The 22,924-nt window shown below is 45.7% G+C and carries 14 protein-coding genes; 10 read left to right on the forward strand and 4 right to left on the reverse strand.

The genetic code is table 11. From position 1 onward, the window contains the following. Positions 1–11: 11 nt before the first annotated feature. Entirely contained in the window at positions 12–362 is a 351-nt protein-coding gene (locus J0M30_05385; protein ID MBN8666918.1) for a four helix bundle protein, read from the forward strand. A gap of 1 nt (position 363) precedes the next feature. Next, positions 364–2,325 (forward strand): RecQ family ATP-dependent DNA helicase, encoded by a 1,962-nt coding sequence (locus J0M30_05390; protein MBN8666919.1) that lies wholly within the window; start codon positions 364–366, stop codon positions 2,323–2,325. Positions 2,326–2,373: 48 nt separating this feature from the next. Here the strand turns inward: J0M30_05390 and cadA are convergent, their stop codons facing one another. Next, positions 2,374–4,485 (reverse strand): cadmium-translocating P-type ATPase, encoded by a 2,112-nt coding sequence (cadA, locus tag J0M30_05395; protein ID MBN8666920.1) that lies wholly within the window; start codon positions 4,483–4,485, stop codon positions 2,374–2,376. A 205-nt stretch (positions 4,486–4,690) separates the two neighbouring features. On the opposite strand from cadA, the gene tsaE reads away from it, so the two are divergent. After that, the gene (gene tsaE / locus J0M30_05400) at positions 4,691–5,101 is read left to right on the forward strand and encodes a tRNA (adenosine(37)-N6)-threonylcarbamoyltransferase complex ATPase subunit type 1 TsaE (GenBank protein ID MBN8666921.1); all 411 of its coding nucleotides are present in this window, start codon (positions 4,691–4,693) and stop codon (positions 5,099–5,101) included. 41 nt (positions 5,102–5,142) lie between these two features. Then, entirely contained in the window at positions 5,143–6,357 is a 1,215-nt protein-coding gene (locus J0M30_05405; protein ID MBN8666922.1) for an alanine dehydrogenase, read from the forward strand. Positions 6,358–6,512: 155 nt separating this feature from the next. Here the strand turns inward: J0M30_05405 and J0M30_05410 are convergent, their stop codons facing one another. Together J0M30_05410 and lpxA are read right to left on the reverse strand one after the other, a co-directional pair. Then, complete coding sequence (locus J0M30_05410) at positions 6,513–7,202, reverse strand: ATP-binding cassette domain-containing protein (protein MBN8666923.1); 690 nt, start codon at positions 7,200–7,202, stop codon at positions 6,513–6,515. After that, complete coding sequence (gene lpxA, locus J0M30_05415) at positions 7,183–7,989, reverse strand: acyl-ACP--UDP-N-acetylglucosamine O-acyltransferase (GenBank protein MBN8666924.1); 807 nt, start codon at positions 7,987–7,989, stop codon at positions 7,183–7,185. The genes J0M30_05410 and lpxA overlap by 20 nt, the downstream gene beginning before the upstream one ends. A 364-nt stretch (positions 7,990–8,353) precedes the next feature. Here lpxA and J0M30_05420 point away from each other — a divergent pair, with 364 nt between their 5' ends. The 5 genes from J0M30_05420 (at position 8,354) to J0M30_05440 (ending at position 16,369) form a co-directional block, all read left to right on the forward strand. Next, positions 8,354–9,295: a helix-turn-helix transcriptional regulator gene (locus tag J0M30_05420; protein ID MBN8666925.1), complete on the forward strand. Its 942-nt coding sequence runs from the start codon at positions 8,354–8,356 to the stop codon at positions 9,293–9,295. A gap of 113 nt (positions 9,296–9,408) precedes the next feature. Further along, positions 9,409–11,616 carry a TonB-dependent receptor gene (locus J0M30_05425; protein ID MBN8666926.1) on the forward strand — a complete coding sequence of 736 codons (2,208 nt, stop codon included), beginning with the start codon at positions 9,409–9,411 and terminating at the stop codon, positions 11,614–11,616. Positions 11,617–11,833: 217 nt separating this feature from the next. Further along, entirely contained in the window at positions 11,834–13,882 is a 2,049-nt protein-coding gene (locus tag J0M30_05430; GenBank protein ID MBN8666927.1) for a TonB-dependent receptor, read from the forward strand. A gap of 69 nt (positions 13,883–13,951) precedes the next feature. After that, positions 13,952–15,364, forward strand: a complete 1,413-nt coding sequence (locus tag J0M30_05435) for an HmuY family protein (protein MBN8666928.1) — start codon at positions 13,952–13,954, stop codon at positions 15,362–15,364. A gap of 99 nt (positions 15,365–15,463) precedes the next feature. After that, complete coding sequence (locus J0M30_05440; GenBank protein MBN8666929.1) at positions 15,464–16,369, forward strand: hypothetical protein; 906 nt, start codon at positions 15,464–15,466, stop codon at positions 16,367–16,369. Positions 16,370–16,514: 145 nt separating this feature from the next. On the opposite strand, the gene J0M30_05445 is transcribed toward J0M30_05440, so the two are convergent. Continuing rightward, positions 16,515–19,433 carry a hypothetical protein gene (locus tag J0M30_05445; protein MBN8666930.1) on the reverse strand — a complete coding sequence of 973 codons (2,919 nt, stop codon included), beginning with the start codon at positions 19,431–19,433 and terminating at the stop codon, positions 16,515–16,517. A 352-nt stretch (positions 19,434–19,785) separates the two neighbouring features. Between J0M30_05445 and J0M30_05450 the strand changes: the two genes are divergently transcribed. Continuing rightward, complete coding sequence (locus tag J0M30_05450; protein MBN8666931.1) at positions 19,786–22,908, forward strand: TonB-dependent receptor; 3,123 nt, start codon at positions 19,786–19,788, stop codon at positions 22,906–22,908. The last annotated feature ends 16 nt before the right edge of the window (positions 22,909–22,924 follow it).

Raw genomic sequence — 22,924 nt, forward strand, 5'->3', positions numbered from 1 at the left:
AATCTTACCCTATGTTCCTAAATCTGGCCCATACTAAATTGGATGTTTTTCATTGTTCTAAGGAATTGGTAAAACTGTGTTATGAACAAACCAAACAATTTCCAATGGAGGAAAAATATTGTTTGGCACAGCAAATTCGCAGAGCGGCAATATCAGTACATTTGAATATAGCAGAAGGATGTTCAAGGAAATCAGTCGCTGAAAGAAGGCGTTTTTTTGAGATCGCAAGAGGATCAATTGTGGAGGTTGATGCTGCTTTGGGTATTGCAGTCGCCCTCTCCTATATTTCCAAGGAGGAACTCCAACACACAGGCGATCACTTGGCGCGATCCTTTAACATGATTTCAAAAATGATGACGTGAAATGAGCACCTCAACATCGCCGCAAGGCTCCTCTTCAGATACCCACAATTCATCCCAAGCCCTGCATTCAATACTAAAGAAATATTGGGGATATGATACATTTCGGCCGATGCAGGAGGATATTATTCATTCTGTATTGGCTGGAAAGGACACCTTGGCACTCTTGCCAACTGGCGGGGGAAAGTCATTATGTTATCAGGTTCCTGCAATGAGAAAGGATGGTATATGTCTTGTCATTTCTCCCCTTATCGCTTTAATGAAGGATCAGGTTGAAAATCTTCGAAAAAAGGGTATAACTGCCTATGCCATATATTCAGGCATGAGCCGCAAAGAAACTGAGCTAGTATTTAAAACTGTTGGAAATAGTAATTGCAAGTTCCTATATGTCTCTCCGGAAAGGTTAGAAACCCGCCTTTTCAAAGAGTATCTTCCCTCCTTTTCCATTTCACTCCTGGCTGTAGATGAAGCTCATTGCATTTCCCAATGGGGATATGATTTCAGGCCTCCTTATTTGCGTATAACGAATTTGAGGGAGGAATTACCAGGTGTACCTGTATTAGCGTTGACTGCTTCTGCCACTACGGAAGTTCAGGAAGATATATGCCAATATCTTGGCTTTAAGGAGCGTGTGATTTTTCGGCAGTCATTTGAAAGGCCAAATCTTTCCTACAGCGTTTTTTCAGTGGAAGCATTTATGCCCCGTTTGAAAGAAATTGTTGAAAAAGTGCCGGGTACGGGTATAGTCTATTGCAAAAGTCGAAAGGCAACACAGGACATAAGTGCGCAGCTGAAATTATGGGGACTAAATGCAGATTATTACCATGCTGGTCTTTCTGGAGCAGAAAGGGCGCGCAAACAGGAAGCCTGGATTCGGAACGATATTCGAATTATGGCATGTACAAATGCATTCGGAATGGGAATCGATAAGCCTGATGTGCGCATAGTTGTTCATACCGATGTTCCAGACTGTCTTGAGAACTACTATCAGGAAGCCGGAAGAGCCGGGCGGGATGGTAAGAAATCCTATGCTGTACTTCTTTACAATGACCGTCTTCTTCAGAACCTGGAGGAACAGGCGGAACAGCGATTTCCTTCTCCGGATGAGATCAAAAGGGTATATGAAGCAATCGGGAATTATTACCAGATACCATCCGGGGCAGGTGAAGGGGAAACGTTTGAAATAGAGATACAAGACGTCATTAAAAAATTTGAACTCCCTGTAAGAAAAGTGCTTCCCGCCCTTAGCGTATTGGAACAGGATAAGTGGCTATCCTTTAATGAACAAGTATTCAAATCATCAACTGTTCAATTTACTTGTGATAAAAATGCATTGTATGCTTTTGAAGAAGATCATCCGGAACTCGAGCCATTAATTAAAGCTTTGTTGAGAAGTTATGAGGGGATTTTTGGTTACCCCGTTAGTATATCTGAATATCTGCTTGTTAAACTGTTAATGCAAGATCATTCCCGGATTGTAAAGGATCTTAGTACTCTAAATCGGTATGGTTTAATTTCATATTCCCCCCAAACAGATAAACCTCAAATTCAATTTTTGCGAAACCGCGTAAAGGTGGAGCTTCTGCAAATCGATATGATAAGATATAGAAAACAGGAAGATCGATTTCGTAGGCGTCTTGCTGAAATGAAGCGGTTTGTTGCTTCTTCTGATTGCAGGAGCCGGTTTATTGGAGAATATTTCGGGGACACAAATATGAATGATTGTAGTATTTGTGATAACTGCTTAAAGAAAAAAGTTAAGTCGGTTTCTGCCTCTGATATTCAGAATTTTTTTGACCGTTTGATATTGTTATTGGCCAATGGCGGGATTGAAGCCAAAGACTTGCGGAATAAGTTCAGCGATCTTAGAAATGAACGTTATTGGGAGATCATGAAATTCTTACAAGCAGAAGGCCAGGTTGTGATAGACGGGAATGGAAGAGTTTCATTGAGACGTGAAACGTGAGGCGACTCACGACTCACGACTCACGTCTCACATCTCACATCTCACGCCTCACACCACCTTCTTCACAAACAACCGCCCCGAATTAATCGCTAATACGACATCACTCAAGCCCATTACGAGGGCACCAAAGGTAGGCGTAAGAAATCCGAGTGCGGCAACAGGTATCGCGACAATATTATAGGCAAAGGCCCAGAAAAGATTTTCTTTAATGGTGATATAGGTGTGTTTACCCAAACCCAGGGCCATCGGTAAATTGCGCAGGCCTTTATTCATGAGTACGACATGCGCACTTTCTACGGCTATTTGCGAAGCTTCACTCAGCGATACACCGATGGTTGCTTTGGCCAGCGCAGGCGCATCATTGATACCATCCCCAACCATCGCTGTAGGGATCGCTGCGTTCAGTTCCTCGATCTTATCCAGTTTCTGCTGGGGCGTCTGCTCGGCGATCACGGTTTTGATGCCAAGTTGTTTGGCCAGCGCTTCACATTTCTCTTTTTTATCTCCGCTTAAAAGGATCGTAGGAATATTCCTGCGTTCAAAAAATTGTATTACTTCCTTGGCTTCCGGTCTCACTTCATCTTCCACATCAACCCAACCAATCAATTCATTGTCGCGGGTGATGAATACATTGTGTTCACCGGGTTCCTGACCGGCTGGCAGCACTTTATAAGAGCCCGCCCAATAAACTTTTCCCTCTTTGTCTGTGGCCTTCATTCCATACCCTTTTACCTCCTCGATCTTTGCCCAATTGATCGGGGCAGCAGATTTCCAACTTTCAGTAATGGATTTGGCAATGGGGTGGTTGGAGAATTTCTCAAGGGAGTAAACCAGCTTTTGAAATTCTTTTTCCTCCATAGTCGAATGAAACCCGGAAATTTTGAATTTACCGGTGGTTAAGGTGCCTGTTTTATCAAAGACCACTTGTTTGATCTCGCGAAAGGTTTCAAGACTCGTGGCATTGCGAAAAAGGATACCGTTCTTAGCCGCACGACCCATCCCTACGGCAATGGCAGCAGGCGTGGCAAGCCCCATGGCACAAGGACAGGCGATCACCATCACGGCGATACTCCGCATTAAGGCCGGCGTAAATTCCTGTAGGATGATCCAGTTAACAACCAAGGTGGCCAACGCGATCACCAGTACCGTGGGAATAAATATGGCACTGATCTTATCGGCCAGTTTTTGCACGGGTGGTTTCTCTCCCTGCGCTTTTCTGACCATATTGATAATACCCGATAGCACGGTGTCCTGCCCAATAGCGGTAACCTGTGCCTTTACAGTGCCATCTGTCAAATAGCTTCCACCGATCAGGGTGTCTTTTTTGATTTTATGTACCGGGATACTTTCTCCGGTGATGATTGCTTCATTGGCATGGGCTTCTCCACTCAGAATCTTGCAGTCAATGGGTACCTGTTCCCCATTTTTTATCAGGATCAGATCGCCTACACGCAAAGCGGTATTTTCCACCGGGAAGATCTGTTCCTGATGCTGGTCATCAAAGGCGATCATATTCGCCATCACTTTTTGTGATTTGGCCAGTTTGTTCAATTCTCGTTGCGTGGAAGCAATCGAAGCATCCTCCATGTAATTACCAAGAAATACCAGGGTGATTATGGTAGCAGCCGTTTCATAGAACATATACTGCTCAGCCTGGCCGGTCAATGTGCCATATAAACTGTAAATAAAAGCCGCACTGGCCCCCATCGTGATCAGTACATTCATATTGGGCATACCATTGCGAAGACTCTTATACGCGCTTCTGCCAAAAAAACTCATCCCCACGATATAAACAGGAAGGCTCAGGGAGAGTTGTACCCATGGATTCACGAGCCAATGAATATGGAGCCCCGGAATCATGTGGAGCATCAATATGGCCGTAAAGGGCAGGCAAAACCAAAACCGTTGTAAGTGGGTAGAAAGAAAAGGCTTCTTTTTTGATTCAGTGACGGGTTCCAATCTGTCTGCTACAGAATAACCCAAATCCGTGATGCCATTGGAGATCTTCTCACGCGAATAACCTTCCGCCGCTTCAAAGATCACATCACCCGTGGCAAAATTGACCTTTACATTCTTCATGCCCTGCTTTTCCAGATACTTGTGAATGTTGATCGCACAGGTATTGCAATCCATTCCTTCTACTTTCCACTCCTGTACCATGATTTATATGATTTTAGGATTAACGGATTGGATTAACGGGATTGATAAAGACGGTTTTAGAAATCCTGATAATCCTGAAATCCTTTATATCCTGGTAATTGTTGCATTTTCTGTTGCAAATTTAAGCTATTTCCACCCGTTTGCCAATTCATGGTAACCCTATCTTCTACACAAGGTTGCAATTACAAAAATATATTTTTGCAAAATGGACATCCTATTTGAACTAAGGGAGATCAGTGCGGTTGCGGCCAGGCTTTTGCCCCTGATCAGGGGAAAAGTGGTGGCGCTGCACGGCGACATGGGAGCGGGGAAAACAACCCTCGTACATGCGCTGGGGGAGGTGATGGGAATCCACGAGGTGGTCAGCAGTCCAACTTTTTCAATCATCAACGAATATGGGTGGGAGGGCGGCCCTGTTTTTCACATTGATCTGTACCGTTTAAAAGATGAGGAGGAGGCCATACAGGCAGGGGTGGAGGACTGCCTTTACAGTGGTGCCACCTGTTTGGTGGAATGGCCAGACCGGGCACCGGGTTTATTTCCACCCGATACCATCCATCTTTACCTTGAGGTGGTAAACACCCAGGCCAGAAAGCTGCGTATAGCCGGGAATTGATTATTTTTATCATCCGCCCATCCAACGGGACCTTAACCAACATGAGCCAGCAAAAACCCCGGATCAGTACCTCCTTCAGTTATGAAACACTGGAGGAAACCCTGGACATAAAGCCCAAAGGGGCTTCCATGCATATCGGTATCCCTAAGGAGATCGCTTTTCAGGAGAACCGTATCGCTCTGACCCCCGACGCGGTCAGCGTATTGGTCAGCAATGGTCATGAGGTCATGATCGAACATAATGCCGGTGAAGCTTCGCATTTCCGCGATAAAGATTATAGTGAGGCCGGTGCGCGGATCGTTTATGAGCGGGCCGAGGTTTTCAAGGCACCCATCCTGGTGAAAAGCGCACCGGTGATCGAAGAGGACCTGCCTCTTCTTCAACTCAATCAGGTGATCATTTCCCCCATCCATCTTTCCGTATTGAAAGCCGATCTGTTGGAAAAGATGATGGAGAAACGGATCACCGGTATTTCCTTTGAAAATTTAAAAGACGATAGTGGTACATACCCCATTGTGCGGAGTATGAGTGAGATTGCCGGAAGCGCGGTGATGCTGATCGCGGGTCAGTACCTCAGCTCTGCTAACCACGGCAAAGGGGTATTATTGGGTGGTATCTCGGGTATCGCTCCAACCAAGGTTATTATTATCGGGGCAGGGATCGTAGGCGAATATGCCGCGCGTGCCGCCCTGGCATTGGGCGCCTCGGTCAAGGTGTTTGATAATAGTGTATATCGGTTGAAACGTCTTCAGAATAATGTTGGCCACCGGCTTTGGACCTCGGTGATCGAACCTCGTATGCTGGCCAAACAACTCAAGACCTGCGAAGTAGCCGTAGGTGCCCTGGCCAGTGAAACAGGCCGCACCCCCATGGTGGTCACCGAAGAAATGGTAAGCAATATGCGCCCGGGTAGCGTCATCATTGATGTGAGCATCGACCGGGGTGGTTGTTTTGAAACCTCCGAGATCACCAGCCATGGTCATCCCGTTTTCTTAAAATATGGAGTGATTCACTATTGTGTGCCAAATATACCTTCCGGTTTTTCCCGTACTGCCTCCCAGGCCATCAGCAATGTGTTGATGCCCTTATTTATGGAAGCCGGAGAAGAGGGAGGATTTGAAAAATTGATCTGGCACCAGGTGCATCTCCGCAGCGGGATTTACCTTTTCAAAGGGCATCTCACCAATTTCCATTTGAGTGAACGTTTTGGGATCAAGTTTACAGATCTGAATCTATTGATCGCGAGTCAGCGGTAGGCTTAACCACAGAGACACAGAGATAAATGTACAGATGATAAAAAATTCCAGTTGTTTATTACTCCGTGGATTCTATTGGGTTTAGTCATATTTAAGAACACAAAGGAATTCATTAGCTATCAGAAATCTCTGCGCCTCTGTGTCTCTGTGGTGTATTATAATTTGTAGTTCAGGATATCCAGCCGTTCCGAACAAAACCCAAATTCCACTTCATCATTACTACTTACCACAACCAATCTGTCACTGGTTAATTCCGCGATGAGCTGTTGATAGAGGCTGATACCCCCGGCATCGAGGTTGGTACAGGGTTCATCCAATAATAAAATAGGTACATCTGAGTAGAAAGCCTGGGCCAGTTTGATGCGTTGTTTCATTCCGCTGGAATAAAAACGAATCTGTTTATCTGCCGCATTTTCCAAACCCACCCGTTTCAGTATTTCAGGAATCGTAATGTCTTTGACAAAGGGTTTGAAAACCTGGTGAAAAGTGAGAAATTCCAAAGCGGTCATTTCTTCAATGACTTCGAGGTAGGGGGCAGCGATGGAGATGAGGTCGGGGGTCGGAGGTCGGGAGTTGGGAGTTGGAAGTCGGGAGTCCGGAGTCGAAGGTCGGAGGTCGGAGGTTTCTCTCCGAACCCCGGACCCCGGACTTCCGTCTTCGGACCAACTAATTCTTCCTTCATTCACGTCTACCGCCCCGCTTATCACCTGCAGCAGGGTACTTTTCCCGGAGCCATTGGGTCCGGTGATAGCGTAACTTTTCCCTTGTTCAAATGTGTAATGAAGGTGGCGAAATATCCAATCGCGGTTATACCGTTTCCCTGCGTCAGTCAACGATACTTTCATCGCCGTTGGTTTTGGAGAAACGTTTGATGATACCGCGTTGGGAAGTGCGGATGAACTGAACGATCTCATCGCGTTCATCACTTACATCAAATTCTTCCTCCAGGAATTCCACGGCCTGGGTAGTGTTCATCCCCTTATTATAAATAATGCGGTAGATATCGAGAATATGATTGATCCTTTCTACGGTAAACCCTCTTCTTTTTAATCCGATAGAGTTGACCCCGGCATAGGAAAGCGGGTTTCGGGCGGCTTTAATATAAGGAGGAACGTCCTTGCCCACCAGTGAACCACCACTTAAAAAGGAATGTTGACCGATATTGACAAACTGGTGAACGGCACACATGCCACCAATAATGGCCCAATCGCCGATCGTTACGTGTCCTGCTACCTGCGTGTTGTTACTCATGATGCAGTGATTGCCCACCAGACAGTCATGTGCCAGATGGCAATAGGCCATGATCAGACAGTTGCTGCCGATCATTGTTTTTTCCCGGTGTTCTGTACCCCGGTTAACCGTAACAAATTCCCGGATCGTAGTATTATCCCCGATTACCACCTGGGAATACTCACCCTGGTATTTGAGGTCTTGCGGAATAGCGGCGATAACCGCACCCGGAAAGATCCGGCAGTTTTTGCCGATCCGGGCCCCTTCCATAATGGTCACATTGGAACCGATCCAGGTACCATCTCCGATCTCTACGTCCTGGTGGATGACTGTAAAAGGGTCCACTTTGACATTCGTAGCCAAACGGGCATTGGGGTGAATATAAGTATGAGGATGAATCATTTGTTAGCGCTTGATTTTCAAAGGACGGACAAAGTTAATTTTTAATGAATAATAGCGAAGTTTTTTTGCAAATAATTGGCAATTAGGGTTTTGGATGACTGATGACGGATGACAGATGACAGATGACGGAGGACGGATGTTAGATGTTGGATGTTGGTAATAGGTATTTATTTTTGGGGTTTGGTGATTCAAAAACCTAAAACTTAATACCTTATAACCACCAACCACCAACCCTCATCCGTCATCTGTCATCAGTCATCCAACATCCACCATCCACCATCCAACATCCGTCCTCCGTCATCTGTCATCCGTCATCCAACATCCAACATCCATCCCCCACAATTTCGTACCTTTGCCCACTCACATGCACCAACCACAAGACATACTCGCTCTCGCCTATCGCAACAACCTGATCCAGGATCAAATGGTTCTGTTGCAGGAACGCGAACAACAGATCCCGGGTTCGGTGCAGTACACTATTAAAAGGTATCACCGCCAGTCTCAATGGAGCATAGAGGATACCGGTATGCTGGTGTACCATTACGAAAAGAATTCCCTGGAAAAGAGCTACCTGGAATTGCGTTTCTGTGTTTCAGGAAATGTCTATTGCCGTAAAAAGGAAACGGAATGCGACATGTGCCAGTACGCTGCTTCCCGCCACTGCATGGAAAAAGTGGATAGCGTGGATGTGTTGAGTTTTCATTTCACCCCGGCCCAACTGACCCAGTTTGTAAAACCCCGCCGCTCAGATTCCAATCTGGGTGACGAAGTGATGGCCTTTAAACACCGTTCCTCTTTTTCCAAAACACTTCCTCTTTGTGGTAAAACAAGAATGGTGCTGGAAGGGCTGCTCAATCATACCTACTCGGATACTTTAGCGAATATTTATATCAACGCGCAAACGCAGATGCTTCTGCTCTATAGCCTTGATTGTATGCTGGGCGATAAACAGGTGGAGAATATCACCTGTAAATTCCTGGCAAATGAACTGGATCGGGAAAAGATCATTCGTTCCCGCGAAATTCTACTCGAACATATTGGTGAGCCCATCACCATCAAAGAACTTAGTCGCAAGGTGGCCATCAATGAATGTTACCTTAAAAAAGGTTTCAAAGAGATGTTCGGCACCACCATCTTTGATTTTTATCAAAGCCAGCGTATGGAACATGCTAAATACCTTTTATATGAAAAAGGGCTTAGCGTCACAGAAGTGTCATTGCTTCTCGGATATTCTTCCATCTCTCACTTTTCTACCGCCTTCAAAAAGCACACAGGGCTTAAACCCTGTGAATTGCTGATCCGGTAAGATCTCCCTGTTTGGTAATTATGATTGCTTTTTCGCATTGCGTAAAGCTTTTTTCTTTTTGCGAAAGCCTAACGAAGAGAGATAGCTGATTTTTGCGGCACAAAATCAATTGTATGTTTGCATGGAGGAGTTTGCTCTTTTTAGTTCTCGCCCTATTGGATGTAGTTATAGGTCTTTCGCAGCGGCCCTTCGCCGATGATTCTACCCATCCGGTAACCAAGAACCTGCCCGATATTACCGTGGTGGGCCGGTATAGCCGAAGTGATTTCCAGTTAATGCCAGAGATCGTAGGCACAAATATTTATGCCGGAAAGAAAAGTTCGTTGATCGTGCTGGATAATGTCCAGGGAAATGTTGTTTCAAATACCATGCGCCAGGTCTTGGCCAAAGTTCCGGGAATCCATGTTTGGGAAAGTGACCCGAGTGGTATCCAGATCGGGATTGCTGCACGGGGGTTAAGCCCCAATCGAAGCTGGGAATTCAATATTCGCCAGAATGGGTATGATATTGCAGCAGATCCGTTTGGTTATCCGGAAGCTTATTACAATCCCCAATTACAGGCGGTTCAACGCATTGAAGTGATTCGAGGACATGGCGCGTTACAGTATGGTCCGCAATTTGGCGGACTGGTGAATTATATCCTGCGTAATGGGAGCGAGATCGATCAAAAATTTGTGGTGGAAACGCAACAAACTGTTGGAAGTAATAATCTATTCAATACCTATAATGCTGTTGGCGGTAAGAATGGACGTTCGCACTATTATGCTTTTTTTGATCACCGGAATGGAAATGGATGGAGAAACAACAGTCGGTTTTATACCCATGCTGTCTATGGAACATATACCTACAAGCTGGCGCAACGACTTACCTTATCGGCTGAAATTATGCACTCACATATCCGAAGCCAGCAACCCGGTGGGTTGACCGATGCGCAATTCAAACAAGATCCCCGGCAAAGTTTCCGTCATCGAAACTGGTTTGATATAAAATGGACCACACCTGCATTGATCCTTAATTATACGATCAATGAATCAACCAGGTGGAATACGAAACTGTTTGCCACCATTGGCGACCGCAGCAGTATCGGGTTTCTGCAAACCATAACAGTTCCCGATAGCATTAATCCAGCTACTTTACAATACAATAACCGGACTGCCCAGGTGGACCATTACCGTAACTACGGGTTGGAAAGCCGGTTTATTACGGATTATAAAATGGGGAAATGGCAAAATACCTTTTCCACGGGTATCCGTTTATATACCGGCACGACGCATCGCCTTTCCAATGGAAAAGGGTCAACTGGAACGGACTATAGCATGATCATTGAAGGGGAATATCCTGGCGATATCAAATTCCGATCGGCCAATGTCGCTGCATTTGCAGAGAATATTTTCCGCATTAACGATCATTTATTGATCATACCTGGTATCCGGTTTGAATGGCTGGAAGGAGAGGCGAGTGGAAGGACCGGTTTCAATAATCTGGGCGATCCCATTATTCTGCAACCTATCACCCGGGGTCGAACATTTATGTTGGGGGGTATTGGCGCGGAATGGCATGTAGGCAGTCAAATGGAGATATACGGCAATATCTCCCAGGCCTACCGGCCCATTCAATTTGCCAATCTCCAGGCTCCCCCTACAACCGATGTGGTGGATCCTAACCTGAAAGATGCAAAAGGGTACAATGCAGATCTGGGTTATCGGGGAAAGTATAAGGATTTCCTTCAGTTTGATGTCAGCCTTTTTTTCCTGCAATACAACAACCGTATTGGTACGGTAACCGTTTCAGGAACACCTTCCTACCGTTTGATCACCAATGTGGGAAACAGTACCAGCAAAGGAATGGAGTCCTATATAGAGTTCAATCCGCTTCGCGCCTGGGTTAAAGGAAAGACGGACCTTATTCTGTTTGCCTCTTACGGGTATACAAATGCCCGTTACGATAATGACCATAAAGATGCCAATACAAAAGGGAAGAAGGTCGAGAACGCACCTGAACATATTCTACGCAGTGGAATGACCCTTGGTTGGAAGTCTTTTTCTGCCACGCTGCAGTGGAGTTATTCCAGTGAAACCTTTAGTGATGCCAATAATACGGAAACGCCATCGGCCAATGGAAACACCGGGCTGATCCCTGCGTATTCTGTAGCAGATCTGTCCTTTGCTTATAAGATCAAACCCGCCATAAGCGTCAAGGGTGGTATCAACAACCTGGCCGACACCTATTATTTTACACGTCGCGCGGGTGGGTATCCGGGTCCGGGATTATTACCAGCAGATGGTCGAACTTTTTTTCTCTCCCTGACGGCCAAACTCTAAACATAAATTCATAACGCTTCCTTCCACCCTCGCGTCTTCGCGGTTAGTCATACCGCCAAGGCGCGAGGGCGTGCGAGGATTTGTATGATTTAAATCAATTGAAAGAATGACTCTCATAGGAATGCTGTCATTTAATTGTAAAACGATATTGCGCTCTCTTATATTGACAATGGCGTGATAAAACTTCATTTTCCCAAATGAAACTTTGCTCCCGCAAATGAAAACTATGATACGTTTACCCCTATGCGCAGTGGCCCTGTTATTTTTTGTACAAGGAATGGCGCAGGAAGACAGTGTAAAGACCAAACAACTTGAAGAAGTGATCATCACCGGGCAGTATCGCCCGCAAACCGTAAAAAATTCTGTTTATCAGGTTCGTACCATTTCCAGAGAAAGAATCATCAAGCAGGGAGCCACCCGATTACAGGATGTGCTGATGAGTGAATTGAATATTCGCTTCAATCAGGATGTCGCCACCGGGGGTTCGAATATCACCATGATGGGATTGACCGGGCAGAATGTAAAAATCCTCATTGATGGTTTGCCCCTGATCGGAAGACAAGGCACATCGAATGAGATCAACATCAATCAGATCGATATTAATACCATTGAACGGATTGAGATCGTGGAAGGGCCTATGTCGGTGATCTATGGAGCCGATGCTCTGGCGGGTGTAATTAATATCATCACCAAAAAATCAGGGCCTGGTCGCTTTTCTGTCAATGCCCGGTTGCATGAAGAATCGGTAGGCCGGGAGTATGGCATTCAACAAGGAATCCATAATCAATCAGTAGGGATCAGTTACCGGTATCGTAATTGGGATCTGGGTGGCCAGCTGGGTCGAAATTATTTCGGAGGATGGAAGGATACTGCCATTGGCCGGGAACTCGTTTGGCACAAAAAAGATCAGATTCTTGGATCAGGGTATATAGGCTGGAATAAGAACGGCCTTAACCTTCGGTACCGGATCGATGGGTTGGATGAGATCATCACCAACCCCGGCAACTTTGATTATTATCAAAGTTCATCCGGAGATACCCTCGCATTGGATCAGGAATATCTTTCCCAGCGCCTCATGCACCAATTACAGGGAAGTTATTTTGTGAACAGTGGGCTCTCTTTCCAAATACAATCCAGTTTTACCGATTATAGCCGCCAGGTATTTTCTACCACCGTCAGCCAAAAAACGGGAGCCGTTCGTTTGAATACAGCTGCCGGTACACAAAGTGTGATCGACTTCGCCGGGTTTAGCACCCGTGGTACAGCCTTGGTCAGGATATCCGATCAATGGTCTGTTCAACCCGGATTTGATATCAATATGGAGTCAGGCTCCGGGGAACGGCTGAAAGAAGGAACCAATAAGGTAAATGACTATGCCTTTTTTGTCACCTCGGAGTTCACGCCCAGTAAAAAGATCAATATCCGTCCCGGATTACGGTTTATCAAAAACTCGGTATATAATGCCCCTCCGCTGATCCCTTCGATCAATACCAAATTTGCCCTGGGTAAAGACCTTGATCTGCGTATTTCCTATGCACGGGGTTTCCGGTCTCCATCCCTTCGTGAATTATACTTTAATTTCTTTGATGCCAATCACCAGATCGTGGGTAACCCCGACCTGAAAGCAGAAACATCACACAGTTTTACAGGTTCCCTTAGCTGGAAAAAAATGGAGCCGGGAAAAGTGGCCTATACCACGGTCGTTGGTGGATTTTACAATAGTGTAAAAAACCTGATCGACTATGCCATGTCGGCCAATGATCCGAATATATTCCAACTGACAAATGTATCAGATAGCCGAACCGCTGGTTTCAATCTTTCATCGGTGGCTAAGTATAAAAATGTGTCCATTTCTGCGGGAGCGTCCTATACAGGATTCTTTAATGACCTATCCGAAACCGACAAGGCCCTTCCGGAGTTACAGTGGTCGGCCGAAGTAAATGCCTCGGTTGGGTATAAATGGGTAAAGCCCGGGCTTGACCTGAATGTTTTTTATAAATACACCGGGAAACGTCCCTCTTATATTTTAAGTGGATCTGATATTTTGCTGACCTCACTCAAAGGATATCATTGGGCCGATATCACCCTCACCAAATCCTTGTTCAAGGTACTATCCCTGCAGGCAGGTGTACGTAATCTATTCAATGTTGACAGGATCCGGAATTCAGTTGTTGGCAATGGTGTTCATGCGGCCAATGGCACCCGGAGCATTGGAACTGGAAGATCGGGGTTTGTAGGGTTGGTATTTGATTGGGCGAAGAACTAACAGCGGATAGCCTTTAGCTGATAGCTTTTGGCCAAGGATAACAATTAATAATTAATAATCAATAATTCAATGAATAAGAAAACGCTACTTTTTACAACTCTTTCGATCGTGTTACTCCTGAATGCATGTCGCAAACGCGATGCCGTGCTACCCGATAATCTGGTGAATTTTGAAACAGCATCCATTGGCATTACCGAACAGGAAAATACGGTAACGGTCAAAATAAAATTGGAGCGTGCAACCAATACGGATATACCGGTAACGATTCAGGTGACAGAACAAGGTGCTGTTTACGGAACGGATTATACTACTACACCGGCTGTTTCAGCTTCAACGGTTAGTTCAGGTCAATTGGTGGTGACGATCCCCTCAGGAAATAATGAAGCGGCATTTACCATTCAAAAACCTACCGGTGCCTTGTATGATGGGGATGAAAAACTGGTATTTGATATATATAGCTCTGGCAATCCGGTTTTGATCGGCATTGCCCGGAAACTGACGGTTTCTTTCTCCGAGCTTGTTGCTACCAGTGCTTCTACCACTGTAAATGGAGGTGGTGCCACCTATCCCAATAAGGTGTTCATTGACCTGAGTGCTAACCGGCAAACCCCTGTGTTGCGTACCAATTGGGATCTTGGTTTTTATGGCGGGGCAGATGACTATCGGGTCATTCTCAATTCTTCCTCGGCCATGATGGCGAAGATGATCGACAAGAACGATCTGACAGCCGTGACCGCAGCGGATACCCTTGGCTTTTCATTGGATGTTGCCTTTAGCCAAACAAATCCACTGGTTTCTCAATTGCCCTTTATCGATCATCCAAGTGGTGACCTTACACGTACCGCAATCGCTGCTATCAGCGCCAATGCAGCCGATAACAAGGTCTATATTGTCAATAGAGGATTGGGAGTTGGAGTGCCCGCACCTGCCAGAGGTTGGAAAAAGATTCGTATCATCCGCAACGCCTCTGGTGGATACACAGTTCAGCATGCCGACATTGGGGCTACTACTTTTTCCTCCATCGATATACCTAAAGACGACGCTTTTTACTTTACCTATTTGTCATTTGAAAATGGACGTTTGAATGTAGAACCAGAGAAGAAGAAATGGGATATTGCCTGGACCTATTTTTCCAATGCCACCAATTTTGGCGCTGGAGAAGTTCCTTATTTGTTTCAGGATATCATTTTACAAAACCGCAATGTACAAGCTGCGAAAGTTATGATAGCCACCAAGGCCTTTGCAGATTTTGGCGAAGCGGATATTGCCGCGCAAACATTCTCCAGCCTGCAAACATCCATTGGGTCTGATTGGCGTAGCGGAGGAGGCCCAACCTCTGCACCGGCGGTCCGCTCCGATCGGTATTATATTATAAAGGATGGGGATAATAACTATTATAAACTTCGTTTCACTGCGCTTACCCAAAACAGCGAAAGAGGATATCCCGCATTTGAGGTGGTGTTGGTGAAGCGAGGCGGGTAAAATTGTCCAACTCTTATTCCCGATTTAGTAATTCAACTTCCCATTTCCGTAAGCTTCTGTCATTTCATTGCTTTTTTTTTGTAAAAAAATTGAAACGAAATGCACAGAAGACTTCTTTCAGGCATAGCCATAGCCGTTACCCTTGCATCCCAGGCCCAGGTAAATAACCGCCAGCAGATCGATAAACTCTGCGGATGCTTTGAGGTGGATTTTAAATATGCAGAAACCTTTTCTCCCGATCATCAATATAAATTTCATGAAAGAGAAGAGATCGGAGGCACAGCTGAACTGGCCCTCCCCATAGAGGTAAGTGATAAAAAAGTAGTGATCCAGCACCTGTTGGTCGTATCGCCAACCATGATCGTCAAACACTGGCGCGAAGAATGGGAATACGAAGCTACCGTGATCTGGAAATATATTGGTGAACGCACCTGGGTAAAAGAACAGATTCCGGCGGATAAAGTAAAAGGTAAATGGGTGCAAACTGTTTGGGAAGTTGCGGATGAGCCGCGCTATCAGGGATGGAGTGCCTTTGTGGAGCTCGACGGACATATGGTTTGGCAGAACACAACGGATGCGCCTTTACCCCGTCGTGAATATTCCGTTCGAAATGATTACAATATTCTTCGTCGCACCAACCGTCTGACCTTTACAGATAGCGGATACCTGCATGAACAGGATAACCGAAAGATCCTTCGCCAGGATGGAAAGGATAAACTGCTTGTGGAAGAGAAGGGGTGGAATACCTATAGAAAGATCGAAGAGAAAGAATGTTCCCTGGCGTTAGACTATTGGGAGAAAAATAAATTCTATTGGTCACAGGTAAGGAGTGTTTGGGCCGATATTCTGAACTCCCGCAACCGGATAACTTTACAGAATAAGGTCGGGGGGAAGATGCTGCATGAGTACCTGATCATACTGGGCAAAGAGGCGGTGGAGAAGGGGTATAAGGAGGAAGAAGTGCGGAGGAAGATAACGGCGGAGATAGGGAAATTTTTGATCTAAGTTTCTAACCGCAGAGAACATGAGAACACGGAGTTACGCAGAGAAAATTAATTAATCGCTTTTAACAATAGTTGTTAAGGTGTGAATATCTCTGCGTAGCTCCGTGTTCTCATGTTCTCTGCGGTAATACTATTCTTTAATAAGATCATTTTTTCTCCATTTGCAGATCGAATAAGAACTGAAACAGGTTCATCTCCGTCGGTATCTGTAATTTTTTTCGTAGCCTGTACCGGCTGATCTCCACGCCCCGCACAGAGATACTCATTAGCTGGGCGATCTCCTTACTCGAGAGGTTCATACGCAGGTAGGCACAGAGTTTTAGTTCATGCGGTTTCAGGTCAGGGTATTTCTCTTTTAACAATACCAGAAAATCACCGTGTACTTTATTAAAATGGACAGAGAAGTGTTCCCACTCATCGTTCAGTTTCTCCTCTTCTGAAATGACCCGGATCAGCTTTTTTAGTTCGGCCGTTTCCACGATCTCTTTGCCATGTCTGTTGAGGTGTTGCAGTTCTTCCTTGAATTTGAGGATGAATTCTTTTTTCTGTACCAGGTTCATCGTACTCGAAGCAAGTTCTGCATTCTTGAATTCGATCTCGGCTTCCAGTTTTTCATTTTTTAGCTGTGCCAACTCTTTCTCCGATTTTTCCAACTCCAGCTGGTGCAGATAGGCCATTCGCTTTTGCTCTTCTTCGTACCGGGCTTTTTCCTCTTCAAACCGGCGTTCCTGTTTCTGGATATGTTTCTTCTCCTGCCATTTATAATAGAGATAGGCAGCGGCCAGGATCAACAAGACATAAATACCCCTTGCCCAGGTGGTTTGATACCAGGGGGGTAATACGGTAAAACGGTAACTGTTTTCCGGCGATTCATTGTTTAAATGACTCCTTGCTTTGACCCGGAAGGTATAAGTACCAGCTGGCAGCTTGGTGTATTCCTTATCGGTTTTACCCGACCAGGGCGACCATTCTTCATCAAATCCCTCCAGTTTATAACTGTATTCAATGGAGGAATGCTGGGCAAAGAGCGGGGAGGAGAACTCAAATACAAATGAGTTCCAGCGATAGGGGATCTCTACACGACTGGCATCGGCGGATGGGGTGAGAGAATGATTATCGGTAAAATATCCGCCAAATAAAAGTGAATCAGTATCCGCCACGGCTTTTACTGATCGGATATGAACCTGTATGGGACGAATATTTTCGCGGTACTTCTGGTAATTGACATGATAGAACCCTCTTTCCCCGCCAATAAATACATTCTCCGGGTCAAACGGATACACCTGTTCAAACCCACTCAGAATTCGGCCCTTTAATTCAGGAAGATAAAAAAGTTGAGGTTTAGGCCCGGAAAAATCAAGGACACCCGGACTTTTTTCATGGACAAACCAGATATTTCCTTCTTTGTCCTCCTGCAGATAGCGCAGACTCGTTTCACCAAACAAGGCTTCATAGGTTGGGGAGCGAATAAACCGATCGGTTTTGGTGTCGTATTGGTAAATGCCCTTTTCGGTTGCCACCACCAGACCTTTACCAATATAATACACCTGGTTGTTCAGGGTTGAAGGCAGGCCATTCTTTTCCGTATAAAGTCTTACCGAAGAATCGCGCGGGTCAATTTTATATACCCCCCGATAGGGATGAGAGATCCAGATAAAGGATTTGTCGATGACAATATACCGGGCCGAACTGTTGTAGGTACTCAGCGCTCCCTGATCAAAAAATTGATCCCCCTTTTTTTCATAGACGTTTATCCCGTTGTAATTACCGGCTACGATCTTGCCTTCATAGCCAGGAAAGGAAAGGCCTTTAAAATCCCAGAATCCACTGGTCCTTGATTGGAGGACCAGTTGATCGCCTTGAAGTCTGTAGAAACCATCATCCCGGCCAACCAGCAGGTCACCGCTCACTGTAGTTATCTGCCAGGTCTGGCCTCCGGCCAGCATCTTCACCCGGTTAGGGGTATAACTCAAATCACCACCACGTATAAATGGTACGGCAAACACACCGGTTGATAACCCAAAGATCATCCGGTTTTCATGCGAGGTCAGGGAGAATCCACCCCCGTCATTGAACAAGGCGGGATTGATATGGGTAACGGCATTATTATAGGCAATATAATCCAGGCCATTGTCCAGACCCATCCAGATATTTCGGTCACGGTCAAGAAATAGCGTACGGATATTACTGTTTTGCAAACCTTCCTTTTTCGAAAACATTTCAATCACATTCCCGCTACCATCGGTATGGTACATCCCATTTGAATAGGTGCCGATCAGAAAATTGTTACGGTCAAATATGATGCAGGATGAAAAATTCTGGCGGTTATCGACCTGCGGATGCTGCAGAACAAAAGGGATAAGAGCTTTGCCTGTCAATAAAAAAAGACCTCTTCCCGAGGTTGCGATCAGGCTGGTGTCGGCGGAAAGCTGGGCGATTGATGTGATAAACAGGTCATCCGGTAGCTGGCTCCTTTCGATCAGGGTATTCCATTTTCCACCGGAAAAACTCAACAACCCGTTCTTTTCGTCATGGGCGATCAGTTGGCCGGCATGGACCCCAATGAACAACCAGGAGGAAAGCGGAGGGTGAACGGTCATCCGGTTTTCAGCATACCGGATGATCTTATAATTGGAACGAAAAAAAACATCATTATTAAAGCATACGATATCCCATACATCTGAGAAATCGCGGTCGGTAGGAGGGAGCAATTCCTTTAAAGAGGTAAATGTCAGTTTGCCAGCTTTATCAGGGGAGAAATAACCAATCTCATCCTGCCCCCCAACATAGAGCCGATGATCCTTTCCAAACTCGATCGATCGGACAATGGTCTTGTTTGGAAGAGGATACAATTTCCAATAGGTACCGTCAAAAGTTAAAACCCCTTCATTATTAGCAATATAGATACGACCGGAGGAATCCTGTCTAATATCCCAGTTCTGCGAGCCTGCCTTATAGGTCTGTTTGGAGAAATTGATCACCTCTTTTTGGGCGATATAGGACTGACCAGCCGTACGTTGGATACATCCGGCGACCAGGAGTTGAAGTAATAGCTTTTTGGCCATACATCTGAGATTTGTATCTATATCCGGCCTTTAGATGTAGTCCAGATGTAGAAAAATATACTCAAATATAAGGATTTAGCATATCTGTGTAGTAGGGATGTACCTTAAAATTTGCCTTCAAAAAATTGGTGATTTAATTTCACAAATCCTGAAATCGGCCCTTGTTGGGGTCAATTTTGTACTTAAACTGCTTGCGTATGAATGCTTATTCCCCTCCTTTGCTATGCCATTGGTATAGTCCACATTTTCCATTTTTTTTTGAACGAAACAATTTATTCCAAACCAAATGATGGAATGCTTGCTGTCATTTTGTCCTATAATCTACAAGCATAATGAATAAAAATTGCTGTTTATGAAAATGAAATTCAAACAAGGGCTGGCTACCGTACTGGTCCTGTTGATCAGCCTGGTAACCCTGGCACAGCAGATCACGGTAAAAGGTAAAGTGACCGGTCGGTCTGATGGGCAACCATTGTCCGGCGCTTCTGTACAGGTGAAAGGCGGTGGCGCAGCCACTACCACTGGTGCAGATGGCTCATTTACCCTGACCGTACCCGGCACGGGTACGATACTCGTGGTATCCTATGTAGGGTACACATCCCAGGAGCTCACAGTGCCTGCGAGCGGCGACATGACTTTTTCACTTACTGAAAGCGTAACTACCACACTTGCAGATGTAGTGGTAGTAGGCTATGGAACCCAACGGGTTACCAAAGTATCCGGTGCTATTTCCACGATCAAAAGTGGTGATATTGAAAAACTGCGCCCGGTACGTGCCGAAGAAGCCTTACAGGGACGCGCCGCTGGTGTTAACGTGATCCAGGGTGGTTCGCCCGGTTCAAAACCCACCGTTTTGATCCGTGGTATCCCCTCTTTCTCGGGAACTGACCCGGTAGTGATCGTAGATGGTGTGCCTCAAACCCTCACCGACCTGAATTCCATCAATGCCTCGGATATCGAGTCCATTAGTGTATTGAAGGATGCCGCCACCACCGCCATTTATGGGGTGAAAGGGGGTAACGGGGTGATCGTGGTGACCACCAAATCAGGTCGCCGCACCGCTAAACCCGATATCACCATCAGCAGTAATTATGGTGTACAGGAAGTGATGAACTATATAGGTGTGCTGAATGCCTCCGAATATGCCGCCATGATCAATGAAGGCAGCACCGTATCGGGTGGGGATATCATCTTCCCCGATCTGTCTGCATTAGGAGTAGGCACAAATTGGCAAAAAGAGATCTTTGAAACAGCCCCGATGCAATCCCACAATATCAGTGTACGTGGTGGCGGGGACAGGATGTCTTATTTCCTCTCCGGTGGCTTCCTCAGTCAGGGTGGTATCGTAGGTGGTTATGATAAATCCCGTTTCAACCGGGGTAACCTGACCGCCAACCTGCAGTTTGACCTTTCCAAAAAACTGAAATTCATCATGAACACCTCGGGTGTTCTGCTCGATGGAAAAGGTATACAGGAAAACTCCTTTAACAGCATCATCGGAAGCGCCCTGAACTTTGATCCTACCGTACCGGTACTGAATACAGTTCCCAATACCGTGGGTAAATACGGGTTCAGCAACCTGCTTCTTTCCGAGATATTCAATCCGCTGACCAAACTCGACAATACCTTTAATAAGAATTCAGGGACCAAGATCTATGGAAAATTTGAGCTACAGTATGATGTGATCAAAAACCTGAAACTCTCCACCCGCTTTGGATATACCAAATATGACGGGAATGCCAAATCCTTCACGCCCCTGGTATTTTACGGATTGAATAACGTGGAAAATACCATGAATGCGGATGGGTCTACCGTACTGGGTAAACACAATAGTGTTTCACACGAGAAGACCAGCAACTTCAACTATACCTGGGAATCCTTTGCCAATTACAATTTCAATATCAAGGAGGACCATCAGTTTGAAACCGTACTTGGTTTCTCCCTTGCCCGCATTTCAGGAAATGCAGCCGGTGCCAGTCGTCAGGATGTTCCCTTCAATAGCTGGGAATTTGCCGACTTCACCGCCGCAACCGGACAGAACAATGCCACCAACAGCAATGCCCTTACCGGTTATTATTACCAGTATTTCCGTCGCAACCTTTCTTATTTTGCCCGGGTCAATTATGATTATAAAGACAAATACCTGGCTTCCTTTACCGCCCGCCGCGACGGTTCCTATGCCTTTGGTACCGAGAATAAGTATGCGAACTTCTTCTCTGGTTCATTGGGTTGGGTAGTTACCCGCGAAGACTTTTTCCAATCGGATTTCATCGACTTCCTCAAAATCAGGGGTAGTTATGGATCGATCGGGAATGAGAATGTGGATCCCCAGTTTGTGGGTATAGTTACCGGCGGACCCAGCTATGGTTCCACGGCAAACAGTAACGGCTATACATTTGGCGATATCTTCTATCCCGGTTCAACCGTTGGATCAGCCGCCAATGATGCCCTTCGCTGGGAGAAACAACTCCAGGCCAACTTTGGTTTTGATATGACCTTTAATGATCGCCGGTTCTCTTTGTCCGCCGATTATTTCCAGAAATCAGTAGATGGTCTCCTCTTTACACCCTCTGCTTCCCTTTATCTGGGTACCGTTCCTATCCCTACCGCCAATATCGGATCTACCGAGAGCAAAGGGTTTGATGTTACCTTAGGATACAATAATTCATTTGGTAAAGATTTCAAACTCAATACCACTGTTACTTTCACTACAGCTACCAATAAAGTTACAGCTACCAATGATGATGGTACAGCCCGCATCTTAGGTGGAGGTTATTTCAACGGCCAATCGCAAACAGTGACCGTATTTGAAAAAGGTGAAACACCTGGTTATTTCTACGGTTATAAAACCGATGGACTGTTCCAAACCACCGCCGATGTAGCTGCCTGGGCCCTGCAACCCGGCGCACAACCTGGTGATATCCGTTTTGTCGATATGAATAAGGACAATGTGATCAATTCGGAGGACATGGTTAAGATCGGTGATCCTTTCCCTGACTTTACCATGGGTTGGAACCTCAACCTCGAGTTCAAAGGATTTGATTTCACCGCCTTTACTTACGCTTCCGTTGGCAATGATATCTACCGTGCCTTTGAACGGAATGCGAACTATTCCAATAAGTTCAGGTCTGTGCTGGCTCGTTGGACAGGTCCCGGCACTACCAATGATGCACGGAACCCCCGCTATTCATTTACCGATGCCAATAGCAATATCCGGGTATCCGATCGCTTTGTGGAAGATGGTTCATTTGTGAAAATCAAAAACCTGCAATTGGGCTATACTTTCCCGAAAAGCATGATCGGTAAAGTATTTACCGGACTACGGGTTTATGCTCAGGTTAAAAATGCGTTCACCTTTACCAAATACTCCGGTTATGATCCTGAGATCCCCGGTGGTATCCTGGATACAGGTGTGGATCGCGGTGCTTATCCGCAAGCGCGCACCTATGCATTGGGTATTGATATCAAACTTTAACTCTTTAAGTGTAATG

The sequence above is a fragment of the Chitinophagales bacterium genome (assembly GCA_017303415.1).
GTDB lineage: Bacteria > Bacteroidota > Bacteroidia > Chitinophagales > Chitinophagaceae > SpSt-398.